Here is an 18474-nt window from a genome sequence, read left to right on the forward strand (position 1 = left end):
CAGCAGTGAACCCTCAGCCCATCTTGCTGGGGACTGGGGACTGGTGACTGGGGACTGCCTCGAACACCACCACCTCGGTGATCTCGTATCTCGCATGGTCGCCCGGGTTGAAGATCACATCAGGCCCGGCCCGGGCGAGCAGGCGGCGACCGCCGTCGAGGTGGAGGGTGACCAACTGGTCGTGGCCGTAGAACTCACGCTCGACCACCAGGGCCGAGCCGCCCTCGTCTTCTGTGAGGCGGACGTGCTCGGGGCGGATCAGTACCTCGACCGGGCCGATCAGGTGGGTATCGACCGGAAAGCGCCCCAGGGCGGTGTCGACCACGCCGTTACTGACAGTGCCGTCGAGGAACTCCCCCTCGCCGAGAAAGCGGGCCACCCAGCGGTCCACCGGCTTGCGGTACAGATCGTGGGGGGTGGCCGACTGCAGCACCCGGCCCTCGCGCATGACGGCGAGGATGTCGCTGACCGCCAGCGCCTCCTCCTGATCGTGGGTGACGAAGATCGCCGTGGCGCGGGCTTCGACGAGGATCCCCCGCACCTCGCGTCGCACTCGCTCCCGCTGGGGGGCATCGAGGTTGGAGAAGGGCTCGTCGAGGAGTACCACCGCCGGTGAAGGGGCCAGCGCTCGGGCAAGGGCGACCCGTTGCTGTTCGCCGCCCGACAACTCGTGGGGCATCCGCTTCTCCATCCCGGAGAGACCCACCATCTCGAGCACCTCACCGACCCGACGCCTTCGCTCCGCCCCCTTGGAAAGTCCGTAGGCGACGTTGTCGCCCACCGTCATGTGCGGGAAAAGGGCGAAATCCTGGAAGACCATTCCCACCCGCCTCCGCTCGGGCGGGATGAAGGTATCGCCGTCGACGACTGTCTCACCGGCCACCTCGACCGAGCCGCCGTCAGGCCGCTCGAACCCGGCGATGAGGCGGAGGGCGGTGGTCTTACCGGAGCCGGACGGGCCGAGGAGTCCGAGGACCTGGCCCGCGGCGGCGTCAAGCGAGAAGTCGTCGAGGGCGACGACGCCCGCATACGACTTGGAGAGGCTGCGGCAGTTGATGGCGTCGGTCATCGTTCTCTCGTTGCGAGCAGGTACATCGGTATGGCGGAGACCGCGATCAACAGTAACGCCGGGGCGGCCGCCCTCGAATAGAGCAGCGAATCCGCCGCCGACCAGATGCCGACCGCCAGCGTGTCGAACCCGGTGGGGCGGAGGAGGAGGGTGGCGGGAAGCTCCTTCATGGTGGTGAGGAACACCAACAGGCTTCCGGCGATTAGCCCCCGGCGGACCATCGGTGCAGTCACTCGGAGCATCGTCTTCAGTGGTCCGACCCCGAGGCTTCGCGACGCCTCTTCCACCGACGGGCTCAACTGGAGGAGGGACGAGCGGGCCGCGCCAAGTGCCTGGGCGAAGAAGATGGAGGCGTAGACGAGGACTAGGACCGTGAGGCTCTGATACCAGTCGCCGAGATACCGGGACGCGAAGAAGACCATCGCCAGGCCCACCGTGATGTGGGGTAGGGCAAACACCGTGTATGCCGCCCGCTCCACCCAGGCGGTGCGGCGCGAAGCGTGACGGGTGACCAGGACGGCGGTAGGCAGTGCCAGCAGTGCCACCAGTAGGGCGGCGAGGAGGGATCCGGCCAGTGACCCACCGACGGCGCCCCACGGGAAAGGCCGACCGGCGCCGCTGCCGCGGTCGAGCCAACCGACCAGGGTTCCGATCGGGACGCCAAGGGAGATGACAGCCAACATCGAAAGGCCGGCGATCCCTGCCCATCGCCCCCGCGTGCTGAGCCGGGAGATGCGGGCGGGGCGGGTGACCGGTCGCCCGTGATACGCCGCCCTCCCCCGGGTGGCGCGTTCGGCCCACACGATCACCAGGGCGAGGAGTACCAGGAGCACGGCCAGGGCGGCAGCAGGGGTGCGGTCGAGGCGGCCGGCGTAGTGGGCGTAGATCACCCGGGTGAATGAGTCGAAGCGGACCAGGGATACCGCCCCAAAGTCAGAGAGCGTGTAGAGGGCGACGAGAAGCAACCCGGCGCCAAGGGATGGCCGCAACTGCGGCGCGACGATCGTCCGGAACACCTTTCCTTGCGAGGCGCCGAGGCCTCGGGCCGCCTCCTCGTGGGCTGGGTCCATCCGCCGCAACGCCGTGGCGGTGGTGAGGTAGACGAACGGATAGGTCGCAAGGGTGAGCGCCAGCCAGGCGCCCGGCAATCCGACAAGGGAGGGGACGGTGATCCCGAGGGTCTCTGCGAGTAGGCCGCGGGGTCCGGTGGCCGACAGGAGGGCCAGCGCCACCACGTATGAGGGGATCACCAGCGGAAGGGCCACGAGCACCCTCCAGATCCTCCGCCCTGGCAGGTCGGTCCGTTCTGTGAGCCACGCCGCGGCCACTCCGACGACTGCGGTCGTGACGACTACGAGGATGATCAGCAGGGAGGTGTTCCAGATGAGCCGTGCCGTGTTCGACGACACCACCACCCGGGCCGCGGTCGCGCCGTCGTTCAGCACCCGCCCGAGGAGAAAGCCGAAGGGCACGACGGTGGGGATCAGCGCAACGATTGCGGGGAACCACAGCCATGCCGGCGGCTTCGCGCGGGGACGCGAACGCCGTGGCGTCCGCGTCCCCACGAGTGGGCTCTCTGCCGGCGCAGGGGCCGGCAACGATGTCACAAGAGGCCGGCCTCGGCGACGAGATCGGTGGCCAGGTCGAGGGCCGCCGCCAGGTCCGACAGGTCGATGTCGGGCTGGGCAAGCGAAGCCAATGGCGGCAGGATGGGATCCGGGGCCACTCCTTCGATCACCGGGTACTCGAACGTCTTGGTGGCGAAGTACTCCTGGGCCGACTGGCTCAGCAGGAACTCGACGAACTGCTCCGCCTCGTCACCGTTGTCGGTGGTGTTGAGGATCCCGACGCCGGCAGGCATCACGAGCGAGCCGGGGCTCGGGTTCGCGAAGAAGTAGTTGGCGGCGGTCACCTCGCCGAGTTCGGCCCGAAGCTGCAGCAGGTAGTAGTGGTTCACCAGGCCGACCTCCACCGTGCCGTCATTGGTCGCGGCGACTATCGGGGAGTTGCCCTCGAATCTCTGGGGGTTGTTGGCGGCAATGGCCTCCAGCCACTCCCGGGTGGCGTCTTCGCCTCGCTCTAAGATCATCGCTGCCACGAAGGCGAGGAACGACGCATTCGATGGGGCGATGGCGAGACGGCCATCCCATTCGGGATCGGTGAACCCGTCCACCGAGTCGGGTAGGTCGTCGGGGGAGATCCGGGTCGAGTCGTAGATGACCACCCGAGACCGTGCGCTTACTCCGACCCACAGGCCTTCCCGATCGGAGAACCGCGAGGGCACCAGCGCGAGCACCTCATCCGAGAGGGCCTGGAACATGCCTGCTTCGGCTACTGCGCCGAGCGAAGCCGGGTCTTGGGCGAAGAACACGTCGGCGGGAGTATTGGCGCCCTCCTCACGGAGAGTGGCGGCCAGGTCGGTACTCGAGGCGTACCGGACCTCGACCTCGATGCCGGTTTCGGCCTCGAATTGGTCGATGAGGGCTCCGACGAGTTCTTCGTTGCGGCCCGAGTAGACGGTCAGGGTTCCGCCGCCGGAGTCGTCACTGCAGGCAGTAGCGAATACGGCGAGGACCACGGCGATAAGCACCAGACGGGTTTTTGAGAGTGTTTTGTACATGGCGGGGGAATCTACGGCACCGTCCGGAATTGTCAAGTTGGGTGTTACAAATAGTTAAAGGGGGGTTACTGATAAGAGCCGACGGCCGACGGCCGACGGCCAAGACAGCGGGCTATATCCCGGATTTCGATCACTCTTGACCCTTGAGTCTTGGCTCCCGGTTCGCTCGTCGCCCATACTCCGGCCATGAGATTGATCGCCCGGATCGACTCCTTCCTCATCCCGTGGCTGCGCCGGTGGAGCCTGCCGGTCCTCCGGATCTCCCTCGGGGTCGTCTTCGTCTGGTTCGGGGCACTCAAGGTCCTTGGGGTGACTCCCGTTTTCGACCTCGTGGCGGCCACCGTGTACTGGGTCGACCCCGACTGGTTCGTGCCGACCCTTGGGGTGGCCGAGATCCTGATCGGCATCGGTCTCATCGGTGGCTGGCTGCTGCGCTGGGTGCTCCTCGCCTTCGTTGCTCAAATGGTCGGCACGGCCCTGGTGTTCGTGACCCTTCCGGAGGTGGCCTTCCAGGACAACAACCCCCTCAAACTCACCGTCGAGGGTGAGTTCGTCATCAAGAATCTGGTGCTACTCGCCGCCGGGCTGGTGGTGGGGTCGACGATCGAGCCGCGGAAGAATCAAGAATCAAGAATCAAGAAGCGCGGGTCACCCTCGAGTCGTGATCCGGGGTCCTGTCTTGATTCTTGACTCTTGATTCCCCTCTAGCCGCCGGTGACCAGAAGAGGTATCCGCAACTCCGCATCCGTGGGCGCTCCGTGCTGGCCGATGAGGCTGTCGTCGCTGTGGCGATGGAGGAGGGCGTATCCCTCGTCGGCGATGAGCACCCCGTCCGGTGCCCGGGCGTCGAACTCGGGGTGACGGGTGCCGGGGCCCCACCAGTGCTCCATTTCGGACCGGGGCACCCAGATCGCCGGCAGCCGATCCGCCAACGAAGCCCCATCGCCGCGCACGAACATGGCCCGGGTGTCCCCATAGAAGGTTCGATCGTCCTGGTCGGCGTTGGTGAGGCGGACCTGATGGTCGAGTGGGATGTCGACGTGTCCGTGGTCGGCAGTGCCGATGAGTGCCGCCCCCGGTGGCATGCGCCGCGCCAGCCGCTCCCATAGCCGATCGACGATTCGCATCGCCTCGTGATACCCCTCGTCGTCCTGCCCGCCGACATGGGCGGCGAAGTCGACATGGGGGATATAGAGGAACACCAAACGACCCGGCTCGGCGGCCAGCGAGACCGCGGCGTCGGCGGCCTCGTCTTCGCTGGCCCACGGTTCGAACCGGGCGCCGCGGTAGAGCATTCGCGACATCGGCGATCGCTCGAAGTTCCATGGCTGGAGGGTGATCGGCTCGGCGCCGGCGGCGCGGAGGCGCTCCCAAAGATTCGGTGAGGGGAGGAAGCCGCCGGTGTCGTACTCGACTCGTTCACCCCACAGCGTCGACCACTGGATTGTGTTGATCACGGTGTCGAGGTCCGGCATCCAGAGCTGATACCCGAGCAGACCGTGCTCGGCCGGGGAGCGCCCCGTGGCGATCGTCGCCAGGCTCACTGTGGTGGTGGCAGGAAACGGCGAGTCCAGCGCTCCCACCCGGTGGGAACGCATCGTTCCGGCGGCGAGATGGTCGAGCTGGTGATCGCCGAGCCCGTCGAAGAGCACTACGACATACGATCGGGCGTCGGGCACCGACCCGGCCAGCTCCGGCGACAGCCCGGACCCCGGCGCCGACCCGGTCATCCGCCGCTCGATTTCGTTCACCAGATCGAGAAGGTTGGCGCCGGAATAGTCGGGGGAGCGCATTTCGGAGGAAGGGTAGGAAGTCGCCAGTCTCCAGTCACCAGTCTCCAGCAAGATGGCCGTCCGCCTTCCGCAAGATCGCCTGCCTGCTCTTCCTTCTGGGGACTGGAGACTGGAGGCTGGAGGCTATTTTCTCTTACCCCTCGTACCGATAGAGAATGGTGCCAATGACGCGACTCATCCCTTTGGGGCCCCGTGCCTTGTTTCTGATCACGGCCCTGGTCGGGTCGCTGTTGGCTCCGCTGGCCTCGTCCGGCGCCGGTGAGAAGGTTCACCGATGCAACGGGTTGGTGGCGACCATCGTGGGAACTTTTGGGGACGATGTGATCGTGGGGACCTCCGGCGACGATGTGATCGTGGGTCTCGGGGGGCAGGACGTCATCCGCGGTCGTGGGGGGAACGACACGATATGTGGCGGTGGCGGGCCTGACAGCATCTACGGCGGTAGTGGGTCCGACACCCTGTTCGGCAACAAGGGCGGCGACCTGCTGTTCGGGGGACGGGGCCACGACACCCTGGTAGGGAACAAGGGGTTCGACGGATTGTCGGCGGGCGGCGGGACCGACCAGTGCATCACCGGTGAGTACTTCCGGGGGTGCGAGCTGCCGCTCTCGGTGTCGTTCAACCCGCTCGGCAAGACGATTCCCCAGATGCAGGCGGCCTTGGAGTCGGGCCTGGTGACCTCGGTCGGGCTGGTGGATTTCTACCTGGCGCGGATCGCCGCCTACGACGACGAAGGCCCGCAGCTCAGGGCGATCATCGCTCTGAACCCCGACGCACACTCCGACGCGCAAGCGCTGGATGTCGAGCGGTCGCTGCTCGGACCACGCGGTCCGCTCCACGGCATCCCGATCGTTCTCAAAGACAACATGGGCACCATCGGCATGGCCACGACCGCCGGATCGCTCTCGCTCGAAGGATTCATCCCCGGCGAGGATGCGTTCCAGGTGGCCCGACTGCGCTCCGCAGGGGCGATCATCCTCGCCAAGACCAATCTCCACGAGTTCGCCCGCAACATCACCACGGTCTCGTCGCTCGGGGGGCAAACCAGAAATCCCTACGACCTGGCCCGAAATCCGGGCGGGTCGAGCGGCGGCACCGGCGCCGCCCTCGCCGCCGAGTTCGCCGCCGCGGGAATGGGGACCGACAGCTGCGGCTCGATTCGGATCCCCGCCGCTCACAACAACCTCTACGGTCTCCGCCCGACCATCGGGCTCTCATCGCGCGCCGGCATCGTGCCGCTCTCCTTCACGGAAGACACCGCCGGGCCTCTTGCGAGAAGCGTCATCGACCTGGCGATCGTCCTCGATGCCACCGTGGGGGTCGATCCCGACGACCCGACGACGGTGTTCGTGAACGCCGACTACTCGGGCGCGGTCGACCCCGACGGCCTCGAAGGAATGCGGATCGGCGTGCTCAACGTGCTCTTCGAAGGATCACACGCCGGGGTCGACTCGACGGTCCGGGCCGCGCTCGACGAGATGGAGGCGCACGGGGCGGTCGTCATCCCGGTGGTGATTCCGAATCTGAACGACCTGCGGGGGAGCGCGGCCGTGATCTTCCTCCGTGAGTTCAAGTTCGCCTTCGACGACTATCTCGACGACCACCCGGGCGCTCCGGTTGGGTCACTTCAAGAGGTGTTCGACTCGGGGCGGTACCACCCGGCAATCCACACCGCCCTGGTGAGCGCGTTGGCGGTCGACACCCTCGACACTGCCGACTACCACGACGCCCTTTCCCGGCGCGACCTGGTGCGCGACGCCATCGTCGACTTCATGGACGATCGCGATCTCGACGCCCTCGCCTATCCGACGATCACCTACCCGCCCAGTGCGATCGGCGCCCAGCAGTCGGGGAGGAACAACTGTGGCACCGCCTCCGTGGGCGGCCTTCCCGCCATCGTGGTTCCGGCCGGGTTCACCGGCGGCCTGCCGGTAGGCCTCGAGCTGATGGGCCGCCCCTTCTCGGAGGAGACCCTGATCGCCATCGCCGCCGGATACGAGGCGAACGTCGATGTGCGCAAACTCCCCAAGGAGACCCCGCGCTTGCCCTAGGCAGCTCTTCCTGCGACCTGCCACCTGCCACCTGCTGACTGCCACCTGCTCCCTGCCACCCGCCGAGCGCAGCGAGGCTCCCAACCGTTTCAGCCGCACGCGCGCCGCTTCCTATACTCCCCCCGGCACCGACATCGACCACTGAGGAATCGTGACGCGGTACTTCCACGACTACATCACCGTGGCCGTCTTCGCAGGTGTCGGCATTCTGCTGGTCGCGGTGGCGATCGGCCTCAGCGCCCTCCTCAGGCCGAACAATCCGACCAAGGTCAAGCGGCAGACCTATGAGTGCGGCATCGACCCGGTGGGGACCGGGTTCAGCCAGACCCACGTTCGCTACTACATCTTTGCCCTGCTGTTCCTGATCTTCGACGTCGAGGCGGTGTTCATCTTCCCGTGGGCGATCAGGTTGGAGTCGCTGGGCGCATTCGCACTCGTCGAGATGGTGATCTTCCTGGTGATCCTGCTGGCCGGGCTCGTGTACGCCATCCGCAAGGGAGTGCTCCGGTGGGAGTCCTAGACCGCTTCGAGGCGCCCAAACCGCTCTCGTGGCTCCTCAACTGGGGCCGCAAGTACTCGCTGTGGATGTTTCAGTTCGGCCTGGCCTGCTGTGCCATCGAGATGATGGCCGCCTCCGGCCCCCGCTACGACTTCATGCGCTTCGGGATCATCCCGTTGCCCGCCTCGCCGCGCCAGGCCGACCTGATGATCGTGGCGGGCACGGTCACCGACAAGATGGCGCCGGCGATCCGCAAGCTCTACGACCAGATGCCCGACCCCAAGTACGTCATCTCGATGGGCTCGTGCGCCAACTGCGGCGGGCCGTATTGGGACTCCTACAGCGTGACCAAGGGCGTCGATCAAATCATCCCTGTCGACGTATACGTGCCGGGTTGCCCCCCTCGCCCCGAGGCGCTGATGGAGGGCATCGTCCTGCTCCAGCAGCTGATCACCAACGAGAACATCAAGGAGAAGTGGAGCCGGCGTGACCGACAGCCCGTCTGACACATCGGCTCCCGCGGCTCCATCGGCGGCGGCAGCCGTCGCCGAGCGCTTTGGGGCCATGGTCGGTGCCGTCGCCACCAGCGGGGACTTCGCCACCGCCCGCATCCGGGTTACGCCCGACCAGTGGGTGGACACCCACCGCACACTTTCCACGCACCTGCCGTTCTTCTCGTTTCTGTCGGCGATCGACTGGGCGAGCGAGGTGGCGGTCGGTGATCCGCCGGAAGGCGAGGTGGCGGAGCGTTACGAGGTGTTCACCCGGCTCGCCGACGTGGGCAAGGGCGAAGGGGTGATCATCTCGACCGACATCTCGAAGGACGACCCGAGGCTCCCCACCTTGATCGAGGTCTTCGGCGGCGCCAACTGGCACGAGCGCGAGGCTCATGAGATGTTCGGCATCGTGTTCGAGGGCCATCCCAAACTCGACAACCTGTACCTGCCCGACGGTTTCGAGGGTCACCCGCTCCGCAAGACGTTCCCGCTGCTGAGCCGCGAGGTGAAGCCGTGGCCGGGCACCGTGGACGTCGAGGCGATGCCCGGCACCGAGAACGTGGAAGCCGACGCGCTCGCGAGCGATGGGGAGGCGGAGTGACCGACCAGCACCTCCTTGCCATGCACCACTCCGAGGTCCAGGTCTCGGTGGAGCTGGAGACCCCCGACGTCACGCTCAACATCGGCCCTCAGCATCCGTCGACCCACGGCGTGCTCCGCCTGGTGGCGAAGGTGGACGGCGAGGTGATCCAGGAAGTCGAGCCGGTGATCGGGTACATGCACCGCGGCTACGAGAAGCTCGCCGAGGTCCGCACCTACCCACAGATCGTCGCCCTGGTGTCGCGGATCGACTGGGTGTCGGGGTACGCCAGCGAAGTTCCGCTGATGGTGGCGGTGGAGCGCCTGATGGACATCGAGCCGCCGGAACGCGCCCAGTACATCCGGCTGATACTCACCGAGCTGGCGCGCATCTCATCGCATCTGGTGTTCCTCTCGTCCTATCCGCTCGAACTCGGGGCGGCGACGCCGCTGATGCACGCCCTCCGCGAGCGCGAGCGGGTCCTCGAGCTGATCGAGATGGTCACCGGCGGCCGCTTCCACCCGAACTTCAATCGGATCGGCGGCGTCAAGCCTGTCGCCGGGGCAGGCAGCACCCAGAAGAAGGCGTCGCAGGACCTGCCTCAGGGTTTCATCGACCAGACGCTGGCGGCGATGACGGCCGTGCTCGACGTATGCGACGACATGGATGATCTGGTCGTCGGCAACGAGATCTTCCTCCAGCGCACCAAAGGAGTAGGGCTCATCCCGGCCGACAAGGCCCTCGCCTTCGGGGTGTCCGGGCCCAACCTGCGAGCCTCCGGAGTGCGCTTCGATCTGCGCAAAACCGATGACTACCTGCCCTACGACCGGTTCGACTTCAACATCCCAGCAGGCGAGAACGGCGACTGCTTCGACCGCTACTGGGTCAGGCTGCAGGAGATCCGCGAGGCGGCCAGCATCGTTCGGCAGGCGGTTACCACGCTCCCGTCGGGTGATCTTCTGGCGAAGGTGCCGCGGATCATCAAGGTGCCCAAGGGTGAGGTGTACGTCCGGGCCGAGAACCCCAAGGGGGAGATGGGCTACCACATCGTGTCCGAGGGCGGCCGCGGTCCCTACCGCTTGAAGATCCGCTCGGCGTCGTTCTCGAACCTGTCGGTGCTCCCCTGGCTGCTGAAGGGCCAGTTGGTGCCCGACATCATCGCCATTCTCGGCAGCCTCGACTTCGTGCTCGGGGACGTGGACCGATGACGGCGTTGTTCGAGAACTTCTGGGTGCTGCTGGCGCTGAAGGTCCTGATCATCGCCGCCGTGATCCCCGGTGTCGCCCTGGTGTTCATCTTCGCCGAGCTGAAGATCTCGGCCCACATGCAGTCCCGCATCGGTCCGTACTTTGCCGGAGGGCGGTGGGGATGGGCGCAGCCCCTGGCCGACGGCATCAAGTTCATGCAGAAGGAGGACCTGGTCCCGGCCGACGCCGACCGGCCCGTCTTCAAATTTGCCCCGATGGTGGTGCTGATGGGCACGCTGGCGGTGTTCGTGATCGTGCCGTTCGGACCCAACCTGATCGTCCGTGACCTCGACGTCGGCATCTTCTTCGCATTGGCTGCCGGATCGGTCACGACCATCGGCGTGCTGATGGCCGGCTGGTCGTCGGCCAACAAGTACTCGTTGATGGGTGGCCTCCGTGCCGGCGCTCAGTTGATCGCCTATGAGTTGCCGCTCCTGCTGGCGGTCGTCGGCGTGGTCATCCAGGCGGGCACGATGTCGATGAACGGCATCGTCGCCGCCCAGATCGAGCCAGTGTTCCACATCGGCGAGGTCGCCATACGGCTGCCCTTCCTGCTCCAGGGGCAGGTGATCGGGTTCGCCATTTTCATGATTGCCGCCCTCGCCGAGTTGAACCGGACGCCGTTCGACATGCCGATCGCCGAGTCCGAACTGGTGATGGGCTACCTGACCGAGTACTCCGGCATCCGCTTCACGATGTTCTTCCTCGCCGAGTACGCCGGGATGTTCTCGATGTCGGCGATCGCGTCCACCCTGTTCCTCGGTGGCTACTACCTGCCGGGCATCCCGCTCGGGGCGCTCGACTACCTCGGTCCCCTGATCCTGATGGGGAAGGTGAGCTTCCTGGTGTTCGTGATCATCTGGATGCGGTGGACCTTCCCCCGCTTGCGCGAGGACCAGCTGCAGGCGCTCGCCTGGCACTGGTTGATCCCTCTGGCGTTGGCGAACATCGCGGTGACCGCGGTCGCAAAGGTGGTTTTCTGATGTTCTACATTCCCCCCGGGGAGGGACCGTGGCGTTGAAGCTTCCGAAGGTGCCGGGAATCGGCCTGGGTAAGGGCATGTGGCTGACGCTGCGCACCCTGTTCAAGCGGCCGGTGACCATCAACTACCCGAAGGAGAAGGAGATCCCCGTGCCGCGGGCGCGCGGGGTGATCGCCCTCGACGTGGAGGCGTGCACCGTCTGCATGTTGTGTGCCCGGGAGTGCCCCGACTGGTGCATCTATATCGAGGGTCATAAGGAGATGCAGCCGCCGGCGAAGGAAGGCGGGCGCCCGCGCAGCCGGGCCACGCTCGACCGCTTCGACATCGATTACGCCCTATGCATGTACTGCGGCATCTGCGTCGAGGTGTGCCCGTTCGATGCCCTGTTCTGGTCGCCGGAGTACGAGTACTCGGAAGGGTCGATGTCGGCGATGCTTCATGACAAGGAGCGCCTCACCGACTGGCTCGCCACCGTGCCCTCCGCTCCCCCGCTGGAGAAGAACTGATGGACGTGGGGGCGTGGATCGACTGGACCCTGGACTGGCTGTCGAACGCGCAGAACGTGCTGTTCGTCGTAATGGCGCTGGCGATGGTGGCGGCGGCCTTGCGCGTCGTCACCAGCCCCAACGTGGTCCATGCGGCGCTGATGCTGGTGGTCGCCCTCGGGGGTTCGGCGGTGCTGTTTCTGATGCTGGGGGCGGAGTTCGTGGCCTGGGCGCTGGTGCTCGTCTACATCGGCGCCGTGGTCGTGCTGTTCCTCTTCGGCATCATGATCACCCGGGCGCCAACCGGACGCGACCCGGTTCGCCTCGACCACAAGCGGCGCTGGCCGGCGGCGCTGGTGGCTTTCGCCACCTTCGTCACCTTGGCGTCGGTGAGCGTGGCGGCCTTTGAGGACGCGGTGATCGAGGGGCAGGTCACCCGGACCGACGAACTTGGCGAGCTGCTGTTCACCCGCTACGTGATTCCGTTCGAAGCCGTGTCGTTCGTCCTGCTGGCCGCCCTGATCGGCGGCATCGTCCTCGCCCGGAAGGACCCTGAGTGATGCTGGTCACCCAGTTCCTCATCCTCGGCGCCCTCCTCTTCTCCATCGGGATCTACGGCGTATTGGTGCGTCGGAACGCGGTCCTGGTGCTGCTCTCGATCGAACTGATGCTGGCCGCGGTGAACATCAACCTGGTGGCATTCGGTGCGTTCCTCCAGGACACGATGCTCGGTGGCCAGGCATTCGCCTTGTTCGTGATCACCATCGCCGCGGCCGAAGTCGGCATCGGCCTGGCGATCGTGGTGCTCATATTCCGCAACCGGTCGTCGGCGAACGTCGACGAACTAGATCTGATGCGGTGGTGAGCCGATGAGCCCGACCCTTGCGCTGTTCGCTCTTCAGGCCCACGAGCCGGGGCACCTGTCCGACGGCGGGGTGCTCGCCGAGTTCGCCTGGCTGATACCCCTCGTCCCCCTGGTGCTGATGGTCGCCATCGTCTTCGTCGGCAAGCGCCTTCCGTACAAGGGATGGGAGCTGGCCGAGGCGGCGATGCTGTTCGTGGCCGTCTACGGCGTGACGCTGCTGGTCATGAACGCCTCAGGCGGCATCTACCACGAGGGGTCGGTCGAAATCGCCCGGATCGGGGCCTACACGATCGAGTGGGGATGGGTGGTCGACGGCCTTTCCATCATGATGTATTCGGTGGTCGGCGTGGTGGGTCTGGCGGTGTTCACCTACTCCAAGGGCTACATGATGGGCGACGTCCGTTACACCTGGTTCTTCGCGGCGTTCACCCTCTTCGCCGGGGCGATGCTGGTGCTGGTCTCCTCGGCGAACATGATCCAGCTGCTCGTCGGCTGGGAGCTGGTGGGCCTGGCGTCCTACCTGTTGATCGGTCACTACTGGGAGGACCACTCCAACAACGCCGCGGCGATCAAGGCCTTCCTGACCAACAAGATCGCCGACGTGGGGTTGGTCATCGGGATCATCATCATCGGCGTCACCGTTGGGTCGTTCCGGTTCAACGACGTGCTCAGTGCGGTATTCGAGGGCGATTCGGCCCTGGCCCAGGTGGCATTCTGGGCAGGTCTGGCGCTCTTCATCGGGGCGATGGGCAAGAGCGCCCAGTTCCCCTTCCATGTGTGGCTCCCCGACGCCATGGCAGGCCCCACCCCGGTGTCGTCCCTGATGCACGCCGCCACCATGGTCACCGCCGGGGTGTACCTGCTGGGAAGGATGTTCCCGTTCTATCAGTCGGACGTGTTCGCCGCCGACGTCAAAACGATCATCATCGTCATCGGGGCAATCACCCTCTTTGCCATGGGCCTCATCGCCCTGGTCCAGGACGACATCAAGAAGGTGCTGGCGTATTCGACCCTGTCGCAGCTGGGATACATGACCGTGGCGATGGGGGCGGGGGCATACACCGCCGGCCTGTTCCACCTATTCACTCACGCCTTCTTCAAGGGCCTGCTCTTCCTCGCCGCCGGGTCGGTGATCCATGCGGTCCACTCCAACAACATGAGCGACATGGGTGGCCTGCGAAAATCGATGCCCTGGACGTACAAGACGTTCTTGGTGGGGTCGCTCGCGCTTGCAGGCATCTTTCCGCTGGCCGGCTTCTGGTCGAAGGACGAGATCCTCGCCTCCATCTCCTACGACGCCGGGCACGGGGGCGGGACCGTCGCCTCGGTGGTGCTGTGGATCGCCATCGCGGGCGCCTTCGTCACCGCGTTCTACATGGCACGGGCGGTCTATCTCACCTTCTTCGGCGAGTACAAGGGTCATGCCCATCCGCACGAGTCGCCGAAGATCATGACCTATCCGCTGATCGGCCTCGCCGGGCTGTCCATCGTGGCCGGCTTCGTCAATGTCCCGGGGGTGTACACCGGCTTCACCGAATGGCTCGCCGCCCGTCCGTTCCCGATGGGCGACCATCATGCCGAGTCCATCAACTTCGCCCTCGCCGCCATCGGGCTGCTGGTTGCTCTCGCCGGAATCGGCGCCGGAACCCGCCTGTGGCGCAAGGACGCCGCCACCCAGGCGGAACGCGATCGGTTCCGGATTCCGGTGTTGTATCCGGTGCTCGAGCACAAGTACTACATCGACGACTTCTATCGGGTGGCGCTGGTCGATCCGATCAGGGGGCCGGTGGCACGGTTCGTCAACTGGACGAACACCTATGTCATCGACGCGGTGGTGAACGCCTTTGGCGGGTTGAGCATGGTCTTGGCGAAGGGCGTCTACCGCGGGATCGATCAGCGAGGGATCGACCTGGCGATCAACGCCGTCGCCGGAGCGACCGGGGAGGCGGGGGAGGCCCTTCGCCACACGACGACCGGGCGGGTACAGCAGTACGCAGGAGCCTTGTTTGCAGGAGCGGTGCTCCTGGTGCTCGGTTTGCTGATCTTCACGTAGGAGGAGGACGAGCGTGATGGAGATGTTCGACGACGGGTGGGGCCTGAGCCTCATCGTGTTCCTGCCCCTTGCGGGCGCGGGGCTGATATTGCTGTTGCCCAAGGCGCAGGAAGCCCTGATCAAGCTCGTGGGGCTGGCGTCTGCCCTGCTGTCGTTCGCGGCGTCGGTCGTCGCCATTCTGCGGTTCGACTTCGGGGCCGCCGAGCAGTTCCAGTTCGGCACCGACCTCTCGTGGATCTCCGCCATCGGCTCGCGGTATCACATCGGCATCGACGGCATCAGCCTGCCCCTCCTCGTCCTCTCGACGCTGATGACCGTGCTGGCGATCGTCTACTCGTGGCACCACTGGCCGGAGCCGCACAACCCGAAGGCGTTCCTGGTGCTGCTGCTGCTGCTTGCCACCGGGATGAACGGCACCTTCGTCGCTCTCGACCTGGTGCTTTTCTTCATCTTCTTCGAGCTGGTGCTCCTCCCGATGTACTTCATGATCGGGATCTGGGGCGACCGCGCCAAGATCCGGCTGCCGGGGTTCCGCCGCGAAGTGGAGACGAGGCTCTACGCCTCGATCAAGTTCTTCCTGTTCACGCTGTTCGGCTCCGCCTTCATGCTCCTCGGGTTCCTGGCGCTCTACTTCAAGAGCGATCCGCACACCTTCGACATGGTCGCCCTGGCCGAGGCCGGCCAGATGGGACTATTCGACGGAACCTTCGGCGCGTGGGTGTTCGCCGCCCTCTTCATCGGATTCGCGGTGAAGGTGCCGATGTGGCCGCTGCACACCTGGTTGCCGGATGCCCACACCGCCGCCCCCACCGTGGGCTCGGTGCTCCTGGCCGCCATCCTCTTGAAGCTGGGTTCTTACGGCTTCATCCGGATCAGCCTGCCGATCCTCCCGCAGCAGGCACAGGACTGGGCGCCGATCATCGCGGTACTGGCGGTGATCGCCATCATCTACGGGGCGTTGGCCTGTCTGGCCCAGACCGACCTGAAACGGCTCATCGCGTTCTCGTCGGTGGGGCACATGGGCTTCGTTATGCTCGGCATCTCGACCCTGACGGATGTGGGCATCAATGCCGCCGTCATCGGGATGGTCGCCCACGGAATCATCACGGGGATGCTGTTCTTCCTCGCCGGATCGATGCAGCATCGGTACCACACGCGTGACATGGCCCGCCTCGGCGGGAACATGAAGACGCTGCCGATCATCGGTGGCTTGTTGGCGTTCACCGCGATGGCCTCACTCGGCCTCCCCGGCCTCGCCGGCTTCTGGGGCGAGTTCATGGCGCTGCTGGCGTCGTTCAACCCGCTCGACGGGCTCAGCCTTGCGCTGTTCCGGATGGCGATGGTGGTCGGCGCGGTCGGCACCGTGCTCACCGCCGGCTACATGCTGTGGATGCTCCAGAAGGTCAACCTCGGGGAGCCCTCCGAGGAATGGGCCGGCAAGGACCTCCACGACGCCGACAAGTTCGAATTGGCGGCGTGGGTGCCGCTGGTGCTCGGCATCGTGGCCATCGGCGTGTACCCCAAGATCGTCTTCGGCGCCACCAACGACGCGGTCTCCGAGCTGGTTCGCCGGGCGTTCGGGGGCTGAGTGTTCGATTACCACGCCCTCGCCCCTGAACTGATCATCGGCATCGCCCTGCTGGCGACGATCGTCGCCGACCTGGTGTTGCCCGATCGGCTCAAGTACCTGGTGGGGGTGACCGCGCTGCTGGGGCTGGTGGCTGCGGCCGTTCCCCTGCTCACCCTGGCGCTCTGTGGCGATATCAGCGGATGCACCGACACCGGCACCAGGACGTTCTTCGGGGGGTCGTATGTGGTCGACGACTTCGCCCTCGTCCTCAAGGGGCTATTCATCGTCTCGGGCGTGCTGTCGCTGCTGCTGTCGGTGGGGTACCTCGAGAGCGACGACTACTACCAGGGCGAGTTCTACTTCCTCCTGCTCGCCTCGGTCACCGGCGCGCTGATCATGGCCTCCTCCCGTGACCTCCTGACGATGTTCGTTGGCCTCGAGCTGGTGTCGGCGCCGGCGTTCCTGCTGGCCGGCTGGAGGAAGGGCGATCTGCGGAGCAATGAGGCCTCGCTGAAGTTCTTCCTGACAGGGGTGCTCTCGGTGGCGGTGATGCTGATGGGGATGTCCCTGATCTATGGGCTGACCGGCCAGTTGACCTTCGGGGGCATCGCCTCGGCTGCATCGGTGAGCGGTGTGGGTGACTCGCCGGCGTTCGTCCTCGGGGTCGTGTTCGTGCTCGTGGGCTTTGCGTTCAAGGTGTCGGCGGTGCCGTTCCACTTCTGGGCGCCGGACACCTATCAGGGCGCTCCGACCCCGGTGGCGGCCTATCTCTCGGTTGGCTCGAAGGCCGCGGGAGTGGTGGGGCTGCTGGCGCTCTGCTACCAGGCGTTCTCGACGGTCCCCGAGATCTGGGGTCCCCTCCTGTGGGTGCTGGCGGTTGCCTCGATGACGGTGGGGAATCTCATCGCCCTCAAGCAGACCAACATCGTTCGCCTGCTCGGCTACTCGTCGATCGCCCAGGGCGGTTTCATCCTGGTGCCGTTCGCGATGGCGGCCTCGTACGACACCGTGGGCCTGTCGGATGCATTCTTCGCCTCGGTGACGTACGTGCTGGTCTATGCCTTCATGAACCTGGGGGCGTTTGCGGTGGTGATCGCAGTGGCCGCCAAGACCGAGAGCGGCGAGATCGAGGATTGGGGAGGGCTGAACCGGTACGCGCCGGGACTGGCGGCACTACTAGGGCTCTTCTTCTTCTCTTTGGCCGGTATCCCGCCGCTGGCCGGATGGTTCGCCAAGTTCGTGATGTTCCGGGCGGTCATCGGCGTGTTCGAGTCTCCCTGGGCGGTGGCGCTGGCGGTGATCGCCGCGGTGAACGCGGTGATCGCACTCGTCTACTACGCCAAGGTGGTCAAGACGGTGTACATGGACGCGGTGCCTGTCACGGTCCCGGTCGACCGGGCCACCCAGACGCCGGTGGCTCGCCCGCTCGCCCTGGCGATCGGCGTCACCGCGGCGATGGTCATCGCCGTCGGTTTCTTCCCCCAGATCCTCGCCTTCTTCGGAGAAATCACGGAGCGGCTGGTAGCGGGGCCGTAGGGAAGCCACCAGCCTCCAGCCTCCAGCCTCCAGCCAGAAGGGCCTTCACTTCCGCAAGAACTAGGCCCGCCACTGTTCTTGACTCTTGACTCTTGCTGGCGGCTGGAGGCTGGGGGCGAGGCGCCGGGGAACCTGGCGGCCTACTTCTCCGTCTCACCCGTCATGAAGAAACTGATATCTCTCATTGCACTTCTCGCCGTGGTCGCTGTTGCTTGTGGTGACGACGATGCCGGCGAATCCACCACCACCACTCCCACCACTACGAGTCCCACCACCACGCCCACCACCCTTCCCGATGGGTCGGTGATCGCCGAGTTCCAGACTCCTGACGGCGAGACCTATCGGATCCTTCTCACCGGCGATGCCGCGGTCGCCGCCCGGGCGGCATTTGCTTCCGGGACCAACCCCGGGATTCCCAATGGGAAGATCCTTGCGGGCGATGGTGGCGTGAACATCGGCCACGAGTGGCACATCGTCGAGGTCGAGTTCGCCGACTTCGCCATCGAGGTGTGCGACGGCACCGTCTCATACATCGATGACCTTGGTTTTGACGAGTACGTCAACCAGCACGGCGATCGCTACTGCCCCTGGTCTGCAGAGTTGATCGGCCTGATCGACGGCTGACTT

General features: G+C 65.8%; 18 protein-coding genes. 14 read left to right on the forward strand and 4 right to left on the reverse strand.

Annotated elements, in window-relative coordinates; translation table 11 throughout:
- Window positions 1-13 precede the first annotated feature (13 nt).
- The 3 genes from WD184_04895 to WD184_04905 form a co-directional block, all read right to left on the reverse strand.
- Window positions 14-1069, reverse strand: a complete 1056-nt coding sequence (locus WD184_04895; GenBank protein ID MEX0826071.1) for an ABC transporter ATP-binding protein — start codon at window positions 1067-1069, stop codon at window positions 14-16.
- Complete coding sequence (locus WD184_04900; GenBank protein ID MEX0826072.1) at window positions 1066-2514, reverse strand: iron ABC transporter permease; 1449 nt, start codon at window positions 2512-2514, stop codon at window positions 1066-1068. Before WD184_04900 ends, WD184_04895 begins: the two co-directional genes overlap by 4 nt.
- 158 nt (window positions 2515-2672) lie before the next feature.
- Complete coding sequence (locus WD184_04905) at window positions 2673-3689, reverse strand: iron ABC transporter substrate-binding protein (GenBank protein MEX0826073.1); 1017 nt, start codon at window positions 3687-3689, stop codon at window positions 2673-2675.
- Between the two features lie 186 nt (window positions 3690-3875).
- Here WD184_04905 and WD184_04910 point away from each other — a divergent pair, with 186 nt between their 5' ends.
- Window positions 3876-4379 (forward strand): DUF417 family protein, encoded by a 504-nt coding sequence (locus WD184_04910; protein MEX0826074.1) that lies wholly within the window; start codon window positions 3876-3878, stop codon window positions 4377-4379.
- Between the two features lie 14 nt (window positions 4380-4393).
- On the opposite strand, the gene WD184_04915 is transcribed toward WD184_04910, so the two are convergent.
- Window positions 4394-5482 carry an alkaline phosphatase family protein gene (locus tag WD184_04915; GenBank protein ID MEX0826075.1) on the reverse strand — a complete coding sequence of 363 codons (1089 nt, stop codon included), beginning with the start codon at window positions 5480-5482 and terminating at the stop codon, window positions 4394-4396.
- Between the two features lie 164 nt (window positions 5483-5646).
- On the opposite strand from WD184_04915, the gene WD184_04920 reads away from it, so the two are divergent.
- The 13 genes from WD184_04920 to WD184_04980 all read left to right on the forward strand — a co-directional run bounded on the left by WD184_04920 (window position 5647) and on the right by WD184_04980 (window position 18471).
- Complete coding sequence (locus WD184_04920) at window positions 5647-7533, forward strand: amidase family protein (GenBank protein MEX0826076.1); 1887 nt, start codon at window positions 5647-5649, stop codon at window positions 7531-7533.
- Window positions 7534-7684: 151 nt separating this feature from the next.
- The gene (gene ndhC / locus WD184_04925; protein MEX0826077.1) at window positions 7685-8053 is read left to right on the forward strand and encodes an NADH-quinone oxidoreductase subunit A; all 369 of its coding nucleotides are present in this window, start codon (window positions 7685-7687) and stop codon (window positions 8051-8053) included.
- Window positions 8041-8538 carry an NADH-quinone oxidoreductase subunit B family protein gene (locus WD184_04930; GenBank protein ID MEX0826078.1) on the forward strand — a complete coding sequence of 166 codons (498 nt, stop codon included), beginning with the start codon at window positions 8041-8043 and terminating at the stop codon, window positions 8536-8538. The genes ndhC and WD184_04930 overlap by 13 nt, the downstream gene beginning before the upstream one ends.
- Entirely contained in the window at window positions 8519-9130 is a 612-nt protein-coding gene (locus WD184_04935) for an NADH-quinone oxidoreductase subunit C (protein ID MEX0826079.1), read from the forward strand. Before WD184_04930 ends, WD184_04935 begins: the two co-directional genes overlap by 20 nt.
- Window positions 9127-10317 carry an NADH-quinone oxidoreductase subunit D 1 gene (locus tag WD184_04940; GenBank protein ID MEX0826080.1) on the forward strand — a complete coding sequence of 397 codons (1191 nt, stop codon included), beginning with the start codon at window positions 9127-9129 and terminating at the stop codon, window positions 10315-10317. The genes WD184_04935 and WD184_04940 overlap by 4 nt, the downstream gene beginning before the upstream one ends.
- Window positions 10314-11339 carry an NADH-quinone oxidoreductase subunit NuoH gene (gene nuoH / locus WD184_04945; protein ID MEX0826081.1) on the forward strand — a complete coding sequence of 342 codons (1026 nt, stop codon included), beginning with the start codon at window positions 10314-10316 and terminating at the stop codon, window positions 11337-11339. Before WD184_04940 ends, nuoH begins: the two co-directional genes overlap by 4 nt.
- 28 nt (window positions 11340-11367) lie before the next feature.
- Window positions 11368-11844, forward strand: a complete 477-nt coding sequence (locus WD184_04950; GenBank protein MEX0826082.1) for an NADH-quinone oxidoreductase subunit I — start codon at window positions 11368-11370, stop codon at window positions 11842-11844.
- Window positions 11844-12383, forward strand: coding sequence for an NADH-quinone oxidoreductase subunit J (locus tag WD184_04955; protein ID MEX0826083.1), 540 nt, complete (start codon window positions 11844-11846; stop codon window positions 12381-12383). The genes WD184_04950 and WD184_04955 overlap by 1 nt, the downstream gene beginning before the upstream one ends.
- Window positions 12383-12688 (forward strand): NADH-quinone oxidoreductase subunit NuoK, encoded by a 306-nt coding sequence (gene nuoK / locus WD184_04960; protein MEX0826084.1) that lies wholly within the window; start codon window positions 12383-12385, stop codon window positions 12686-12688. The genes WD184_04955 and nuoK overlap by 1 nt, the downstream gene beginning before the upstream one ends.
- A gap of 4 nt (window positions 12689-12692) precedes the next feature.
- Entirely contained in the window at window positions 12693-14741 is a 2049-nt protein-coding gene (gene nuoL, locus WD184_04965) for an NADH-quinone oxidoreductase subunit L (protein MEX0826085.1), read from the forward strand.
- 16 nt (window positions 14742-14757) lie between these two features.
- Window positions 14758-16329, forward strand: a complete 1572-nt coding sequence (locus WD184_04970) for an NADH-quinone oxidoreductase subunit M (protein MEX0826086.1) — start codon at window positions 14758-14760, stop codon at window positions 16327-16329.
- Complete coding sequence (locus WD184_04975) at window positions 16330-17847, forward strand: NADH-quinone oxidoreductase subunit N (protein ID MEX0826087.1); 1518 nt, start codon at window positions 16330-16332, stop codon at window positions 17845-17847.
- 162 nt (window positions 17848-18009) lie between these two features.
- Complete coding sequence (locus WD184_04980; GenBank protein ID MEX0826088.1) at window positions 18010-18471, forward strand: hypothetical protein; 462 nt, start codon at window positions 18010-18012, stop codon at window positions 18469-18471.
- The last annotated feature ends 3 nt before the right edge of the window (window positions 18472-18474 follow it).

The organism is Acidimicrobiia bacterium (assembly GCA_040878325.1).
Taxonomy (GTDB): Bacteria; Actinomycetota; Acidimicrobiia; order Spongiisociales; family UBA11373; genus JAUYIV01.

Coding starts and splice junctions, on each gene's coding strand:
- WD184_04920 (MEX0826076.1), top strand. CDS start 5,647: ATGACGCGACTCATCCCTTTGGGGCCCCGTGCCTTGTTTCTGATCACG.
- nuoH (MEX0826081.1), top strand. CDS start 10,314: ATGACGGCGTTGTTCGAGAACTTCTGGGTGCTGCTGGCGCTGAAGGTC.
- nuoL (MEX0826085.1), top strand. CDS start 12,693: ATGAGCCCGACCCTTGCGCTGTTCGCTCTTCAGGCCCACGAGCCGGGG.
- WD184_04910 (MEX0826074.1), top strand. CDS start 3,876: ATGAGATTGATCGCCCGGATCGACTCCTTCCTCATCCCGTGGCTGCGC.
- WD184_04895 (MEX0826071.1), bottom strand. CDS start 1,069: ATGACCGACGCCATCAACTGCCGCAGCCTCTCCAAGTCGTATGCGGGC.
- nuoK (MEX0826084.1), top strand. CDS start 12,383: ATGCTGGTCACCCAGTTCCTCATCCTCGGCGCCCTCCTCTTCTCCATC.
- WD184_04905 (MEX0826073.1), bottom strand. CDS start 3,689: ATGTACAAAACACTCTCAAAAACCCGTCTGGTGCTTATCGCCGTGGTC.
- WD184_04955 (MEX0826083.1), top strand. CDS start 11,844: ATGGACGTGGGGGCGTGGATCGACTGGACCCTGGACTGGCTGTCGAAC.
- WD184_04980 (MEX0826088.1), top strand. CDS start 18,010: ATGAAGAAACTGATATCTCTCATTGCACTTCTCGCCGTGGTCGCTGTT.
- WD184_04970 (MEX0826086.1), top strand. CDS start 14,758: ATGGAGATGTTCGACGACGGGTGGGGCCTGAGCCTCATCGTGTTCCTG.
- WD184_04915 (MEX0826075.1), bottom strand. CDS start 5,482: ATGCGCTCCCCCGACTATTCCGGCGCCAACCTTCTCGATCTGGTGAAC.